Here is a 16,765-nt window from a genome sequence, read left to right on the forward strand (position 1 = left end):
ACTCCTTGATCCTAGAATCCCCGCTATTAATCGTTATAATTTTCCAGAAGAACTTAGAGCTAAGATAAGAGCTTATGCTAAAGAACATGGTATTAAAGAGTAAATGAATTTCATAGGCAGATTAGCCACCACCATAATCATGGAAAATGGTTTATATATAGGATGAAAGGATAGAAAATGAGTGAAACTTACGAGATTTATACTTCTAACGGGTTGATAATAGAAGTTGATAAAAATACAAATCAAATTATATTTGATGAAAGAGAGGATGGGCGTGAAGTAGGCAAATACACCCAAGAATATTCCAAAGCCCTTTTTGAAGCTCATAACATTAAACAAAATTCCCCCTATATCAACTATCAACCTCAATACCTAGATCCTGAATTTCATACAGGAGAGAGATCTACTTTGCTTGAATTTAAAGATTGGCAAAAGATTTATTTAAAAGATCCTATTAAAGGAGCTATTGCTCCTTGGACTAAAGCAGAAAAAGCTTATTATAATTCACTAAAAACTAAAAAAGAAAGATATAAATATTTAGTGATTAGAAGTGGTATAAGAAGTGTTGTTATAGATATACCTTATGATGCTATAGGAGCTGTGGATGAAAAAGGAAATGTAGATCCTAAATATGAAGAATTGTATAGAAAAGTAGATGATAATAAAAATAGTTTAAGATCAAGTTTATTTCACAATGAATGGGGTATGGCAGCAGGTATATTGGGTGATTATAAATATCTAGCCAATGATATGTCTCAAAATGGTTTTAATGCAAGATTTATTCAAGCAACCATACTTTATATACAACTAAGTGGAGGAAGTAGCATACTGGATAAACCTAATTTATTAGGTGCGATTTATGGTTATGCAGATATTGCAGTAGGCAGTGGTTTAGTAGGAGTGCATAGAAATGCTTTAAGAGAACAAGAAATTAAAACTTTGGCTAAGACTTTAAAGCCTGATGAATTTGGTATGCTTCCTTTTATAGATGAGATTATGGGAGTGGATTGGATCATTGATTATAACAAGTATAGAATTGCTCGCGATGAATTTGGAGATATATATAAAGCCTTAAGAAGTGATGTGGTTGAGGGTAAAATAAAAGATCCAAGAGATATAGATTCTACTTATGAAAGCAGAAGGAAATTTGATCATTATAGGGGAGGATATTATAATGGCATGGTAAATGCTTATGGTTATGATATCCCAAATGATTGGAGTGAAGAAAGAGCGCAATTAAAAATAGACTCTATGATTTTAACTGCCAAACTAGCAGCCCTAACCCCTCCTCAAGGTTATCCTAATGCCCCTTATTATTTTACCCCTGAAAACCTAGAATGGTATTATAAAAGACATAAGCTTGATAAACTCCTTGATCCAAGAATCCCTGCTATTAATCGTTATAATTTTCCAGAAGAACTTAGAGCTAAGATAAGAGCTTATGCTAAAGAACATGGGATTAAAGAATAGCACATAAAAGCTGAAAAAATATATTATGATTAAATTTTTATTTATCCTTGAAATTCTGTGCTTTCAAATTTGGGTTTATCTGTAAAACATGATTTTTCTTTTAAAAATAAAACCTCGATGGTTCCAACTGGACCATTTCTATTTTTACCGACTAAAATTTCAGCATTTTCCTGCATAGGATTGCGTATAAAAGTACTTTTGTATTCTTTACCTTCTGCTTTAGCTTTATTTTCTCGTTCTTTTTCCTCTTGTTCTCGATAAACTTCATCTCTATAAACAAATAAAATTGTATCTGCATCTTGTTCTATCGCCCCACTCTCACGCAAATCACTCATCATCGGACGTTTATTGGCACGTTGTTCTAAAGAGCGGTTTAATTGAGAAAGTGCAATGATAGGCATATTTAATTCCCTAGCTAAAAGCTTAAGCCCTCTTGAAATTTCACTCACTTGTAAATGTCTATCGTTAAAATTTGAATTACTCATCATAAGTCCGATATAATCAATCACGCAAAGTTTTATGCTTTCCTCTTGTGCTTTTAGACGTCTTAAAATAGCCCTAACATCTGTTATTGTAGCATAGCCACTATCATATATAAAAAGCTTTTTCTTAGAATACAAATTGCAAGCATCCCCTATTCTTTCCCACTCATCATCATTAAGATCGGCAGTGAGAATTTTTTGCAAAGGAATTGAAGTTTTTGCCGATAAAAGTCTTTGCATGATTTGAGTTGCAGGCATTTCCAAAGAAAACATAACCACGCCTTGATCTTGTTTTAAAACTTGATCGATAAAATTTAAACATAGGGTTGTTTTTCCCATACCAGGACGTGCAGCAATGATAATAAGTTCACCATCTTTAAAACCTTTAGTCATATGATTTAGATCTTCAAAACCAGTATCTAAACCTATAACGGTTTTATTTTCAAGAGTTTTTTGCTTTTTAAATTCCTCTATAAGCTCCTCTAAAACGAGTTCTATACCCTTAATATCGTTTGTATTGATACGATTAGTTAAGTTAAAAATTTCTTTACTTATTTCATCTGAAATTTCACTTACAGCACGATTTTCATTGATGCGAGTTGGCAGAAGATGTGCAAAACTTAAAAGCTGTCTTTTGATGGATTTTTCACGAAGTTCATTAACATAAGCAGCTAAATCAATCATTGAAGGCGTAGCTATAACTTCATTTAAAATTTGCTCGTCTAGTTTTTTGTGTTTCTTTAAAAAACTTATAGATATAGGTTCTCCAGAATTTGCACAAGCAATAATAGCCTTAAAGATATCTTGATGAGCCTTAAGACTAAAATCTTTAGGTTCAATATCTCCTGCTATGCTTGAATAAGCATCTTCACTCATAATGCAACTGCTTAAAATCGCACGTTCTAGATCCAAATCAAAATGTTCTTGCAATTTTTTTCCTTATAAAACTCTTTTTTAAAATTCTAGCAAAAAGAGCTTAAAAAGCGAATTTATTTTTATATATTGAAACTTTTTTTCAATAAAACAACAGCCAAAATTACTACACAAAATTCCGCAAACAAAGGAGTAAGCCAAACTCCTTTTAAGCCAATAAAATAGGACAAAAGGAAAAGGAAAAATAAAGGAACGAATAAATTTTGACTTAAGCTTAAAATCAAAGAAAAACTAGGTTTATTAAAAGCCGTTAAAAAAGAATTACTCAATACATTAAACCAAGCAAAAATATAATTTAAAGAAAAAAGAATCAAGGCTAAATAAACAAAATTTAAAAAATCTTGATCATGATCTTTTATAAAAAATCCTATTAAATTTTCACCTAATACATAGATAAAAAATAAAACAAAAATCGAAAAAACAAATCCAGATAAAAATATAATTTTTAAAAAAGATTTAATACGATGAAAATCTTTTTTAGCGTAATTATAGCTTAAAGCCGGTTGCATGGCATCTGCCATAGCAATAATAAGCATCATGATAAAAGTATCAATATAAACTATAATAGAAAATCCAGCCACAGCTTTAACATCAGCTATTTTAAGCAAAACAAAATTTGCAAAAACACCATATAAAGAGCCCGAAACATTGTTAAAAAATTCACTGCTGCCATTATAAAGAATATTTTTAAAAATTTTAAAATTTATATAAGGAAAAGAAAATCTAAGCTCTAAATTTTGAAATAAAAAAGGGAAAATTCCAAAAATTCCACCCAAGGTCAAACCCAAACAAGTCGCAAGAGCAGCTGAAAACAATCCCCAACCTAAAATAACTATAAAAATATAATCAAATAAAATATTACTTAGAGCAATGATAATATTAATGATCATACTATAAGTGGTTTTGCCACAAATTCGTAAATAATTATCCAAAGCAAAAGAAAGCATAGTGATGGGTGCAAATAAAGCAAAAACCATCATACATTCTTTCGCCATGGCTTTAATCTCTAAGCTAACATTTAAAAAATCAATCAAAATAGGTGCTAAAAGATATTCTAAAATTCCAACCAAACAAGAAAAGAAAAAGATAATCACCAAGCTAGAGCTAAAAATTTTTTCAGCCAATTTTTTCTTACCAAGTCCTAATTTCATCGCGATTTGCACCGAAGATCCTATCGCAATAGTGTCAGATAGTGCAAAAGACATCATAATAAAAGGCATGATCAAGGCTAAAGCTGCTAAAGCATCACTGCCTAAATATCTGCCCACAAAAATTCCATCAACAATATAATAAAGTGAAATAAAAGCCATGCTGATCATATTAGGCAAGGCACACTTTATAAAAAGTTTAAAAGGGTTTAAAGTGCTAAAAATATTTGACATTACTTATCCTTAAAAAATTTTTCAATAAAAAAATATTTTCAAAGACGCTAATAAAATGCCAAAACTCCTAACATGTAAGAATTTAAATAGAAAATTTTAGTTGCAAGTTTATTGATTTTAGTTTTATTTTGCATAGTAATTTCTAGAAAATTTCTTAAAAATTTAGCCTATAAAGGCTAAATTTTATAAAATAGAAAGAATTTTTGCAGCATCATTAAGTCCTGTGATAATACTTGCTCCATTTTTTGTTGCAATATCTCCTGCTACAAATATTCCTTTAACATTACTTTCTTTATTTTCATCCATCAAAGGAATACCTTTATCATCAACTTCAATACCGCATTTTTGTAAAAAATCCACCGGAGTTGATCCGCCAATAGCATAAATAATTCTATCGTAAATTTCGCTTGTTGAGTCATTGAAATTAACTTTAGCTTTACCATTTTCATCCTCAACGGCTTCGATATCAATACCAAGTTTTAAATTGACTTTTCCGCTATTTCCAGCTTCAGTTATGTCTTTAAGGTTGATATCATTCAATCTTGTAAATTCTTTTTTACGATAGCAAAGACTTACATTATTTGTTTTTGCTAGATCTACAGCGTATTCAGCGGCAGAATTTCCTCCACCTATAACAAGAATTTTTTCATTTCCCAAAACTGAATTTGCATTAAAATTAATAATTTTAGTTAAAGTCATAGGGAGTTTATAATCTGGCTTGTTTGGTTTTCCCATTCTACCAATTGCTACAATGATATTTTTGCATTCATAAGTTTCTTTAGCCGTGCTTACTAAAAAAAGATTATTTTCCTGTTTTACACTTTCAACTTCTGAACCAAATTCAACTTCTATATTGTATTGTTTTAAAATATTTTCAAACATTTCTATCGTGCTTTCTTTTGTGCCATCCTCAAAAGGGATATTTCCATAATTTGTACCTTCACATCCCTTATAAACTTTATCTACCCTTTTACCTTCTTTGTAAAATTGCACCAAAGTTTGACAAATATTGTTTGTTTTTTCTAAAATCAAAACTTCTTTATTTTTTAATTTTGCCTCAACTGCACATGCTATGCCAGTCGGCCCCGCACCAATAACAATTAAGTCTATTTTTTTCATCTTTTACCCTTTAATATTTATTTTTAACATAATGTATCAATTTTTTTTAAATAAAAAAATAAAAATACAATAAAAATCATCATTATTTAAAAAATATTTTACTTTTTGTTTAGAATTTTCCCAAGTAAAATATTTTCTTAAAAAAATATTATTTTAATTTGACATCTAAAGCAAGTAAAGCAAAGCTTCCAAGCCAATGAGACCCCAAATAATCCTCCTCTATATGTGCTATGGCTTCATTAAAATGATCTGTGGCATTTTTTCTTAAAATATTTTTTAAGTCTTCATCGCAAAAATTAGATAAGATTTTTAAACACCAAGAACGGCTTAAGTTAAGCCCATCCAAATGTGCAATTTTCCCATCAGTTCTATCGCTAACTCTTACAGGATTAAATAAGGTTTCTGGTTTTTTTTCATTTAATTTTGGTAAATATTTTTTAAAGAAGATTTTAAATTCATCTTCAGGCAAAACAGCACTCAAAAGCACAGCCTCCATTAAAACCGGTGATAAAAACTCATCTCCACAAGGTTCTAAAGTTTGCATATTTTCATCATTTAAAAACCATCTTCTAGCACTTTGTATAATGCATTGTTCTAGTTCTTGATCATTTTTAAATCTTGCAAATTCTAAAGCAAAATATAAGGCAAAAGAGCTATTAAAATGCGTTCCTACGCGGATTGGGTAATCCATTTTAGGTAAAAATTCTTTAAATTCTTTTACAAAAAAATCTGCAATTTTATCTAAATTTTCAGCCCATATTTTCGCATCTTGATTTTCTTTAGCTAATAAATTAAGCTCTAGGGCTAATTTTAAAAACCATCCCCATCCATAAGGTCTTTCAAAGCCTTTATGGGCTGGATTTTCTAAATATTTTAATTCACCTTCTGCCTTTTCTTTGCTAAATTGAGAATTTAAAGCCTTAGTAATTTCATCAACGGGAGCAAAATTAGCAAAATTTCTTAAAATTTTAACCAAAAGCCAATGAGAATGCACACTAGAATGCCAATCATAAGATCCATAAAATATAGGATACATTTGCTTAGGAATTTTTACATCATCAAGATCGTTAAAAGAATGAGTTATTTTGTTTGGTAACTCTTTAAAAATATTTTCCAAAGCTATAGCGCTAAACTGTTTAATAAATTCTTCCATATTTTCTCCTTAAAAATTAAAAGCTAAAAAGTACATTAAAAAAATATTAGCCACTAATAAAAGCAATCCCGATAAAAATTGTGCCCTGATAACTCCATTTTTACTATCTAGCTCCAAAAGCACAGCTGGAACGGTATTGAAATTAGCTGCCATAGGCGTCATTAAAGTTCCGCAAAACCCGCTAAGCATACCTATGGCTCCGACTATAGCAGGATTAGCATGCATATTTGAAATCAAAACAGGCAAAGCAATAGCAGCACTGATCACAGGAAAGGCAGCAAAAGCATTTCCCATAATCATAGTCAAAAGAGCCATACAGATACAATAAACCGCTACTGCCATAAAACTATTGTTTAAAGAAATGTAATTTGACAATAACTTTTCAACCTCGTTACCCATCCCAGTGGAAACAAAAATAACTCCAAGGGTTGCTAAAATTTGAGGCAATAAAGCAGCCCAGCTTATATTATCCATAGTATGCGTTGCATCTTTTATCGCCTTTTTAGCAGAGGCTTTAAACATAAAACACGCCAAAATAAAAGAAAATACAATAGCTAAAATTAAGGAAATTAAAGTAGCGTTTTTAGCCTCAAAAAAACTACAATAAGGAAGTAAAAAAGTTCCTGCAAGAGTTATAAGAGGAACCAATAAAGCAGGAATAAAAAGCTTGTGTTTGTAAATTTGAGCGCTTTGAATTTCGTATTCTTTTTCTTTGGCTGTTACTTCAATTTTTTCAGGTTTTAACCAATTTAATCCTGCAATTATGGCAAGTAAAATAACAATACAACCTATAATAAAATCAGACAAGACATTTGCAAGTAAGAAAGTTGCACTATAACTTGTCCAAAACACCCCACCGCTTAATCTAGCCCTTAGTGTCTTTTTTTGATTTAAAAAATTAAGAATTCCAAAAATTAAAAATAAAAATCCTACTATATAATACAATAAATCAAGAGTGATCATTACCTACTCCATACGTTTTCTTTAATCTTTTATCAAGTAAATACAATCTAAAACAATGAATAATGAGAGCTAAAATTCCACTCGGTATAGCCCAAATAGACAGATCAACAGGACTAACTGAAATATTATTACTTGCAAAAAAAGCTTGTATAAATAAAATAGAATGCACAGCTATAAAAATATCTTCTCCAAAAAAGACGGCGACATTATCAGTAGCGGCTGAATAAGCTTTGATTTTTTGGCTATCTTTGCGAGTGAGATTTTTAAATTTAAGTTTCGCAGCCGCTTCAGCCATAGGTGCTATTAAAGGCTTTATCATCTGTGCATGTCCGCCTAACGATAACAATCCAAGCGCTGCAGTGATTTGTCTAAAAATAAAATATCCCATCAGTATTTTTCCTGTGCTAGCACCTTTGATTTTTGAAATCAAATTTTTTGCTTGTTCTTTTAAGCCTTTGTGTTCTAAAACAGCCAATAAAGGCAATATTAACCAAATAATTGCCACATAACGATTATTTACAAAAGAATGGCCTATATCGCTAATGATTTTTACAAAATCAAATTTGGCCACAATTCCTGCATAAATTCCTACAAAAGTAACAACCAAAAAAGGATTTATCTTTATCGCAAAACCCAAAATAATCAAAGGAATAGAAGCAAGTAATAACCAATCCATTATTTTTCTCCAAATATAGAAATTAAGAAAATAAAAGGAAAGTTAAATTTTTGGGCAGGTATTTTAAGGTGTCTTTATAGATGACACCTTAAAAAAATTATTTATTTGCTTTTTCTATATATTCACCACGAACTGTATCTACACGAATCACTTCACCTTCTAAAACATGAAAAGGAATTTGCACTACAGCCCCTGTTTCAAGTGTAGCAGGTTTTTTATTTGAACCTTGAGTATCTCCTTTAAAGTTAGGAGCGGTTTCTACGATTTTAAGTTCAACTACTTGAGGCACTTCTACGCCGATAGCTTTACCATTATGAAAAAGAACATTTACCATCATACCATCAAGCATCCATTTTTTAGCTTCGCCTACATCCTCATCGCTAATTGCAACTTGTTCATAAGTTTCTGTATCCATAAATTGACAATTTTCTCCATCATCATAAAGATACTGCATGGTTTTATCTTCTAAATTTGGAGCCTCACATTTATCTCCAGCGTGAAAAGTTTTTTCAAGAACTTTTCCATCAATAAAAGATTTAATTTTAATACGAACAAAAGCAGGACCTTTTCCTGGTTTTACATGTTGATATTCTACTATTTTAAAAGGAATTCCATCAATTTCTATTTTTAATCCCTTTTTTAAATCACCCATTGAATAAGATGCCATAACATTCCTTTTATATTAAAATAAAATATAATTTTAGCAAAAAATGTTTGATATCGCAATTAAATTTAAGTATTTTTGCGTTAAAATTCGGAGCAAAGCATAGCAAATGCTCGCTTCTACTTAAGAAGAGGAAAGTCCGAGCTGCAAAAGACAAACATTCCATCTAACGGATGGCTAGGGAAACCTAAGGGACAGTGCAACAGAAAGCAAACTACCATATTTTTATGGAAAAGGTGAAACGGTGGAGTAAGAGCCCACCAGCGATTTTGGTAACAATTTCGGCTATGTAAACCCAATGTGCAGCAAGAAGGGATGGTTTTAGTCTTTATTTTAACCCTTCGCTTGATTTTGTTTGCAAAAACAAAACTAGATAAATGAGCATTCTAGACAGAACTCGGCTTATCGCTATGCTTTTATTTTTATCTTTTAAAAAATTAATCTTAATAAAATCTTTGCCATAAAGTTTAAAATCTAGTATAAATTTTTAAAATAGTTTTTTCATGTTAATATCTTCAAATATGATAGCAATACATGAAGCAATAAGTGATATATTGCAAATAAACCCTATAAACCAACTTATTTTTTTACGTTTTTCTCCTGTGCTATAGCATTTAAAAAAATAAGCTTGTAATAAACATAAGATTATGAAAAGCGTTAAAAATACCAAAACAAAGATTAAACAAGATAAAAAATCCATGTAAATATATATACGATACCCATCTAATGAAAGTTTCTCAACTTCTGGAGAGTTCATGAAAGGCACAAAATGTTCCACATTATCAACACCGTAAGTTATATAAAATCCTATGATGATAGTAATAAGAAAAATAATAAAAAATGTTAAAAAATAAGATTTTACAAATTCTTTTATATTAATTCTTATGAAATAATTTAATAAAGCAAAGATAGCTAAAATAGTAAAAGAATAAATATAAAATCCTATCAAATAGCCTCCAAAGAACAAAATGCCAACAAACAATCCCAAAAAAATAGCAAATAGCATTTAAACTCCTGTATCAAAAAGTTTGTTATAAAAAAATGTTTTTTTAAATTATCGTTGTTTGGTTTTTCTTTATTATTGAAGACTCTTTTTTGTATATTTCTCTTGATATAAAATTTAGTTTAAAAATATTTTTAAATACTTAGCATAATCTTTGATTTCTGAGATAAGTTCTTTAGAAGTCATTAATATTCTTCCCCTTCATACTTCTCATCACTTTTTACAAATTTACCATTTATAAAATAATGCAAAGAAGATCCAACTCCAACACCTTTGTGACTTAGGCTTGTAAAGCTAAATCCTATTGCTTCATCTCCAAATAAACCATAATTTGTTTCAATATACATAAATCTAGTAGAAAAAACAACAGGATATTTTTTACCCTTACATACATAATAACTTCTAAGAAGTAAATAAGGTCTTACTTTTTTATAGTTTTCTTCTCCCATGTATTCTTTAAGTTTATCTTCATAATAAGCAAATTCGGGTTTGTCTTTGAAATTGAAATTAGATTCACCTATTTTATATGAGGCACTATTAACAGAAAGAAAATATCTACAACCATTAGAAAGGACTTGAGGTAATAATTTGTCAATGGCCTCAGAATCTACATAGTAAATTATTTGCCCTGATTTTAATTGTTTTTTAGTTCTAAATTTATCATTATCTCCTAATTCACTTCTTTTCTTCTCTATTTGCAATATCTGTTCCCTTGCTTTTCTATCAAAAATATAAAGTCCACCATAATTTTTTGAAAGAATTTCTAATTCTTTTTCTTCTTTGCTTTTTATTAAAGCACAAGAGTTTAAAAATACTAAAGCTAAAATTGCCAAAATGATTTTCATTTATAATCCTTGGTTTATTTCACAACTTATATAATTAAAAACTATAATTTTATTTACTCTATAGGCATTAGTTTTTTTATCAATACAGATATATTATTATCCACTTTAAGATTATTAGTTTCTAAATTAAAAATTGTATAACCAAATACTCCCAATATAATTAACATTGGTATAATAATAATAATTTTTTTAAAATATAATCTTATAAATTTCTGCCAAAAATTTTCTTTTAAACTGATCTTATATGCTTTATTAAAAGCTAACTCCTCTTCTACTTTATAAACTGGCCTTAATGATGCAGCAATATTATCACAAAAATGAATTATTTTTTCATCTCTATCTTTGGCTTCATTGTATTTTCCCTTATATCCAAGAATTAAGCAAACATAAATAAATTCCAAAAAATCTTTAAATTTAAAAGGATTATTAATCCACGAAGATGCGATATCATAAAAATTATTACCGCCCAAAGTTTCATCAAATAGTCTAACGGTTAAAGTATTGTGAGCCCAAAAATCAATAAAAAGTTCATTTTTCATTAAACTTTCATCTATAAAAACACAAAGACAATATTTAAATTTAATAATTTCTTTTTCATCATATTCTTTACACATACTTAGTTTTGAAGTTATGTCTAAAATTTTATTAATCAATGTTTCCCTAAGTTGATTAATATTATTTGTATCTATAGAAGTGATCTTTGAAAGTCTATAAGAGAGCAAAAGCAATTCTAAGGAATAATCTACAATTTTATTATTTTTTAAACCATCAAAATTTGAATCAAGAAGTAAGCTTAATGCCTTTTTTTCTTCATTGTTAATTATTTCATTCATTGAAATACCGCCCACATTATGATATCAGGATTTTTGATATTATTAGTTAAATAAATGCTGATAACATTTTCATTTTTAAAATCCTTAAATAATGGGTCTCTTTTATCTATTTTATAATAAACATAACCGTTTAAATAAGGAATACTAGAAGGAATATTAGGCACTTGATCCACATTCAAACCTTCAAGTTGGGTTGCGACTATATTTTTAATTTTACTTTGAGTATGTATTTTACTTTGAGTTTTAAAATTACTAAGTAAATATTCTATAGTTGAATCTGCACGAATTGCGAAATAAATTTCAGCATCTTCTAAAACACCTGGATTATCAAAAATAAAATCATAAAAACCATTACCATTAATACTGGTTTTGGCTATAAAATATTTAGGACTTGTGATTTTAGAAAATAATAATCTTAAATTATTCATCATATTTAAAAAGGTACCATAAAGATTATCATGCTTATATGGAATAAAATCTAAAAAAGATTCTTCATTACTAAAAGCCGCAAGTTCTCCTTGAAATTCTAAAAATTTTTCATATAAAAATTCAGGGTGTATTTTATCTTTTTTTGATAGATGTGAAAATATCAAATACCATTTTTTTAAAAGATTAAGAGATAAAAAAGTGCTAAAATCTAATGTATTTTTTGTTTGATCTATGCCTTTAAAAATATTAGATAAAACTTTTTTGTGCTGATTAATTGAAAAAATAATTTCTTCTAAAAAAGATCTTATAGTAGGTATTTTGCTAATATTTAAACAAGTAGGTATAAAATCACTTTCCAACTCTATTTTTTTATTAATATCAATATTTTTAATTTTTGCGATTGGCAATTCAAGTTCGTCTGGAGTTGAATTGCCTAAAATACCAAGTTTTAATCTTAAACTTGCAAGAAGCAAATCTTTTTTTTCTTGGGTAAAAGTTAAATTTTCAAGTTCATATTCGTCTTCAATTTTATCCATTGCATTAGATTTTGAATCATCATAATTTCTTAAAGCAATGCTATTTCTAAGACATATATACTTTGAATTTGGAAAAGTGTTTCTTAAAGATAAATCAGCAATATCCGTAACTCCGATTGGAATTTTCAATACTACAACCGAATCAATCAAAGATTCATAGTTAATTTCAATAGGTTCAGGCAGTAAATCTTGCTCGGGTGCATTAAAAATACTTCCATCTTGTGCAATGCCTGAAATTTTAGAAAGTGCAATTTTTCCTTGCAATAACATTTCCTGGGAAAATTCTAAATCTATTATTCCATATAAATTACTACATATATTTATAGTTTTAAGATCAATATTTCTACTAAAAAATCTTTCTTGTTGCTCAAAATGGGTTTGTCCAATATTAAGTCCATCAAACCAAGCAACTTTTAATTTATTTGCCATATATATTTCCTACTCAATTCTTTTAATACCCTTTTTAGATATTTCAAATTTTAAATACTTACCACTTCCAAACCCATTTGCATCTTTAGTTTTTGCCCATATTTTTGTTACCTTTTTTGTATTATTTGCAAATAAAACAAGGACTCCAACATAAGGAACTTCTCCATTATCCACTTTGATTGCGATAATATTATCTTTAGGTGCAATTTGTGTTTTAATGGAATCAAGTTTATCTTTTCCTAACACACCATCTTCTCTAGTAGCCAAATCTATATCGCTTGCTTCTTCAAATTTTTTAATATCCTTAAGTTGATATACAATAACTGTAACTGGAACATCATCATTTCTTTTATTGAGATTAGAATTTTCTTTATTGTTTATTTTAATACTAACAACACTTGAACAAGCGCAAAAAAGTAATGGCAATAAAAAAAATAAGCTTTTTTTATAAAACATTAAACTAATATCCTTTTTTTGAAATATATAATTTTAACTAATTCTAAAGTAAAATTTTGTAAAAAATTAACATAATATTTTTTAAAATTTAATTATAATGAGATAAATTTTTGGAGGAATTATAATGTCTTTTTGTAATCAATCAAAAAATAATTTAGAAGAACTACAGGAATTTCAATTACTTGAAGATGAAATGTCAAAATATAAAACTTTAAACCATGAAAATATTTCTTGGGATAAAGTTTATCAATATTCCCAATTTATATTAATACAGCATTCTTTAGAATTTAAAATTTGCAACTATTTTCTTTTATCATGTTTTAATCTAAATAATCAAGAATGCTTTGAAAAGCTTTTACTTCTTTTTCAACACTTAAAAAAACTTATGGATGAAAATAATGACTATATACTAACTCAAAAACGAAAAATCCAAAATTTAATCCAAAATTTTATTCAAGAATATAATAAAACAGAAATACTTATATCTCCTGAAATTACCAAGCAATTTATTGCTTTATTTTCAGAATTTGAAACTTTATTATCTTGTAATTTTGCAAAAATTGAAATTGTCCAAACTCCAACACAGCTTCCAAAATCACCCGTAACTCAAGTATCTGTAAATATTAAAAGTGATAATATTAATTCCCTAAGTGAAAGAGAATACAAAAATTTTTATCAAAAACTTGCTTTTGAACTCTTAGATGAAGATGAAAATAACCTTAGTGTTTATGCTTTATTTTCTCAAGCGATGTGGGGAAAAATCAAATGCTTACCAGAATGCAATAGTGAAAAGATCACTAAAATAAGAAAACCCGATGCTGATGCAATCCGTATATTGCTTTCTGATAAAAAAAATGATATAGAACACATTAAATGTTTTATGCATGAGCTTATTTTAAATCCTTTTTGGATAGAAGGTATACAACTTTTCTGTCATTTTTTAGAAAAAAAGAAAAAAAATAAACAACTAGATATTCTTATGATATTAACGAGTGATTTTATTTCCAAATTTGAAACCATTGAGCTTCTACGTTTTCAAAATGGTGATTTTATTTGCAAAGAAGAAGTTTATAAATACTTTATCAGGGCAAAAGAACATAAAAAAAGCTTATTTTCAATTAAAAAAACCGATAAAGAACAAATATCGCAAGATTTTGAACAAATCTTAATAAATATCGATAAAGAGAATTTTAACAATTCTATTATGAATAATATTAACTCCTTGTTAGAAATGGCAAAAATTTTTGAATCAAAAGGAATGAAAAAAAACTCAAAAATTCTATATATATATATTTAGTAGAATTAATGGAAAAAACTTTATTAAAAGACTATTTAGCTGAAGAATATGAAAACGCAAAAAATAAAATTAAATGATACAAGATTAAATTTAGCAAATTTTAATATAATAATTAAATTTAAAAAATTATTATTCAATATAAGGATTTAACAATGTCAGATGGATCTCATGCCCCAAAAGAACGTATTAATATTACATACAAAGCCAAAACTAATGGACAAAGCGAAGATGTAGAATTACCGTTAAAATTAATGGTAATGGCGAATTTAAAAGGAAAAAATGAAACTCCTTTAGAAGAAAGAGAGATTTTGCAGATTAACAAAATCAATTTCGATCAAGTTATGAGAAAACTTAATATATCAACGAGCTTTAGTGTAAAAAATACCCTTGGTACAGGAGCTGAAGAGCTTGATGTTAAACTTAATATTGCCAGTATGAAGGATTTTTCACCGGATAATTTAGCTAAACAAATACCTGAATTAAATAAGTTATTGCAGTTAAGAGAAGCGTTGATGGCACTAAAGGGACCTATGGGCAATATCCCTGATTTTAGAAAAGCTGTTTTAGAAGCATTGAAAAATGAAAAAACTAAAGAGAAATTACTTTTAGAAATTAAACAAGAAGAGCAAGGAAATTAAAATGGCAAATACTAAAATAGTCGATACTCCAATTATTGAACAAATTATGGAAAAAAGCAAATATTCTAAAACTGATGAAAGTTATAGCATTGCTAAAAGAGGTGTTGCTGAATTTATTTCAGAGATTGTTAAAAGCGATAATGCTGAAGAAAAAATTAATAAATTTGCACTTGATGAGATGATAGCACATATTGATGACTTGCTTTCAATGCAAATGGATGAAATTTTACACAATGAAGAATTTCAAAAGCTCGAATCCACATGGCGCGGACTTAGATTTTTAGTTGAAAGAACTGATTTTAATGAAAATATAAAAATCAATTTATTTGACATAACAAAAGAAGAAGCTTTAGAGGATTTTGAAAATAATCCAGATATAACACAAAGTGTTGTCTATAAAAATATATATTCTTCAGAGTATGGGCAATTTGGAGGAGAGCCTGTAGGGGCGATCATTGGAGATTATCAACTTAGTTCAGCAAGTCCTGATATGACTTTTTTAAATAAAATGGCTAGTATTGCAGCTATGAGTCACTCTCCTTTTTTAACTTCTTTTGGACCAAAATTTTTTGGACTTGAAGATTATTCTGAACTTGCAAATATTCAAGATTTGCAAGGTTTATTAGAAGGACCGCAATATACAAGATGGAGAACTTTTAGGGAAAATGAAGACTCTAAATATACGGGTTTGCTAGTAACAAGATTCTTAGCAAGAAGTCCTTATGATCCAGAAGAAAATCCTATAAAAAGCTTTAATTACAAAGAAAATGTTCATGCTTCGCATAATCATTTATTGTGGGCTAATTCCTCATATACTTTTTGCACAAGATTAACAGAAAGTTTTGCCAAATATAGATGGTGTGGCAATATCATAGGACCAAAAAGTGGAGGCTCTGTAAAAGACTTACCTACTTATCTTTATGAGAGTTTTGGCACTATGCAATCAAAAATACCTACAGAGGTTTTAATTACCGATAGAAGAGAATACGAACTTGCTGAAGCAGGCTTTATAACTTTAACTTTAAGAAGAGATAGTAATAATGCGGCATTTTTTTCAGCAAACTCTCCATTAAAGCCAAAAATATTTCAAAATACACCAGAGGGCAAAGAAGCTGAAACAAACTATAGACTAGGAACTCAACTTCCATATATCTTTCTAATCTCAAGATTAGCACATTATCTAAAAGTTTTACAACGAGAAGAAATAGGAAGTTGGAAAGAAAGAAGTGATATCGAAAACGGACTTAATGAATGGATAAGACAATATATTTCTGATCAAGAAAATCCGCCTTCTGAAGTAAGAAGTCGTCGTCCATTTAGGGCTGCACAAGTTAAAGTTGATGATATACCAGGAGAACCAGGATGGTATAAAATAGGACTAAGTGTTAGACCGCATTTTAAATATATGGGTGGTAATTTTGAGCTTTCTTTGGTAGGGAAGCTAGATAAAGAATAAT

The 16,765-nt window shown here is 28.6% G+C and carries 16 protein-coding genes and 1 other RNA gene; 5 read left to right on the plus strand and 12 right to left on the minus strand.

Features of this window, described 5'->3' with window-relative positions:
- The first annotated feature begins 177 nt into the window (after positions 1-177).
- A complete protein-coding gene (locus CQA75_RS05815; protein WP_137624092.1) occupies positions 178-1,470 on the plus strand; it encodes a hypothetical protein in 1,293 nt (430 codons plus the stop codon).
- Positions 1,471-1,511: 41 nt separating this feature from the next.
- Here CQA75_RS05815 and CQA75_RS05820 read toward each other — a convergent pair whose 3' ends face one another.
- The 7 genes from CQA75_RS05820 to efp all read right to left on the minus strand — a co-directional run bounded on the left by CQA75_RS05820 (position 1,512) and on the right by efp (position 8,845).
- The gene (locus CQA75_RS05820; RefSeq protein WP_137624093.1) at positions 1,512-2,882 is read right to left on the minus strand and encodes a replicative DNA helicase; all 1,371 of its coding nucleotides are present in this window, start codon (positions 2,880-2,882) and stop codon (positions 1,512-1,514) included.
- A 65-nt stretch (positions 2,883-2,947) separates the two neighbouring features.
- Positions 2,948-4,267 carry an MATE family efflux transporter gene (locus CQA75_RS05825; protein ID WP_137624094.1) on the minus strand — a complete coding sequence of 440 codons (1,320 nt, stop codon included), beginning with the start codon at positions 4,265-4,267 and terminating at the stop codon, positions 2,948-2,950.
- A gap of 183 nt (positions 4,268-4,450) precedes the next feature.
- The gene (locus CQA75_RS05830; protein WP_137624095.1) at positions 4,451-5,386 is read right to left on the minus strand and encodes an NAD(P)-binding domain-containing protein; all 936 of its coding nucleotides are present in this window, start codon (positions 5,384-5,386) and stop codon (positions 4,451-4,453) included.
- Between the two features lie 148 nt (positions 5,387-5,534).
- A complete protein-coding gene (locus CQA75_RS05835; protein WP_137624096.1) occupies positions 5,535-6,539 on the minus strand; it encodes a DUF2891 domain-containing protein in 1,005 nt (334 codons plus the stop codon).
- A 9-nt stretch (positions 6,540-6,548) separates the two neighbouring features.
- On the minus strand, positions 6,549-7,502 hold the full coding sequence (locus CQA75_RS05840) for a DUF979 domain-containing protein (protein WP_137624097.1): 954 nt from the start codon (positions 7,500-7,502) through the stop codon (positions 6,549-6,551).
- Positions 7,489-8,178: a DUF969 domain-containing protein gene (locus tag CQA75_RS05845; protein ID WP_137624098.1), complete on the minus strand. Its 690-nt coding sequence runs from the start codon at positions 8,176-8,178 to the stop codon at positions 7,489-7,491. Before CQA75_RS05845 ends, CQA75_RS05840 begins: the two co-directional genes overlap by 14 nt.
- A gap of 97 nt (positions 8,179-8,275) precedes the next feature.
- Positions 8,276-8,845, minus strand: a complete 570-nt coding sequence (gene efp, locus CQA75_RS05850; protein WP_137624099.1) for an elongation factor P — start codon at positions 8,843-8,845, stop codon at positions 8,276-8,278.
- A 94-nt stretch (positions 8,846-8,939) separates the two neighbouring features.
- On the opposite strand from efp, the gene rnpB reads away from it, so the two are divergent.
- An RNA gene (rnpB, locus tag CQA75_RS05855) (RNase P RNA component class A) lies at positions 8,940-9,263 on the plus strand.
- A gap of 66 nt (positions 9,264-9,329) precedes the next feature.
- Here rnpB and CQA75_RS05860 read toward each other — a convergent pair.
- The 5 genes from CQA75_RS05860 to tssJ form a co-directional block, all read right to left on the minus strand.
- Positions 9,330-9,848 (minus strand): hypothetical protein, encoded by a 519-nt coding sequence (locus tag CQA75_RS05860; protein WP_137624100.1) that lies wholly within the window; start codon positions 9,846-9,848, stop codon positions 9,330-9,332.
- A gap of 182 nt (positions 9,849-10,030) precedes the next feature.
- The gene (locus CQA75_RS09160) at positions 10,031-10,690 is read right to left on the minus strand and encodes a tRNA 2-selenouridine synthase (protein WP_246023762.1); all 660 of its coding nucleotides are present in this window, start codon (positions 10,688-10,690) and stop codon (positions 10,031-10,033) included.
- Between the two features lie 53 nt (positions 10,691-10,743).
- Positions 10,744-11,523: a type IVB secretion system protein IcmH/DotU gene (gene icmH, locus CQA75_RS05870; RefSeq protein ID WP_137624101.1), complete on the minus strand. Its 780-nt coding sequence runs from the start codon at positions 11,521-11,523 to the stop codon at positions 10,744-10,746.
- Positions 11,520-12,917, minus strand: coding sequence for a type VI secretion system baseplate subunit TssK (gene tssK, locus CQA75_RS05875; RefSeq protein WP_137624102.1), 1,398 nt, complete (start codon positions 12,915-12,917; stop codon positions 11,520-11,522). Before tssK ends, icmH begins: the two co-directional genes overlap by 4 nt.
- 9 nt (positions 12,918-12,926) lie before the next feature.
- Positions 12,927-13,373 (minus strand): type VI secretion system lipoprotein TssJ, encoded by a 447-nt coding sequence (gene tssJ / locus CQA75_RS05880; protein ID WP_137624103.1) that lies wholly within the window; start codon positions 13,371-13,373, stop codon positions 12,927-12,929.
- Between the two features lie 124 nt (positions 13,374-13,497).
- Between tssJ and CQA75_RS05885 the strand changes: the two genes are divergently transcribed.
- From CQA75_RS05885 to tssC, 3 genes are all read left to right on the plus strand, one after another.
- Positions 13,498-14,670, plus strand: coding sequence for a type VI secretion system domain-containing protein (locus tag CQA75_RS05885; protein ID WP_246023764.1), 1,173 nt, complete (start codon positions 13,498-13,500; stop codon positions 14,668-14,670).
- A gap of 152 nt (positions 14,671-14,822) precedes the next feature.
- Positions 14,823-15,308 carry a type VI secretion system contractile sheath small subunit gene (tssB, locus tag CQA75_RS05890; RefSeq protein ID WP_137624104.1) on the plus strand — a complete coding sequence of 162 codons (486 nt, stop codon included), beginning with the start codon at positions 14,823-14,825 and terminating at the stop codon, positions 15,306-15,308.
- A 1-nt stretch (position 15,309) separates the two neighbouring features.
- Positions 15,310-16,764, plus strand: coding sequence for a type VI secretion system contractile sheath large subunit (gene tssC / locus CQA75_RS05895; protein WP_137624105.1), 1,455 nt, complete (start codon positions 15,310-15,312; stop codon positions 16,762-16,764).
- The last annotated feature ends 1 nt before the right edge of the window (position 16,765 follow it).

It is taken from the genome of Campylobacter taeniopygiae, assembly GCF_005406225.1.
GTDB lineage: Bacteria > Campylobacterota > Campylobacteria > Campylobacterales > Campylobacteraceae > Campylobacter_D > Campylobacter_D taeniopygiae.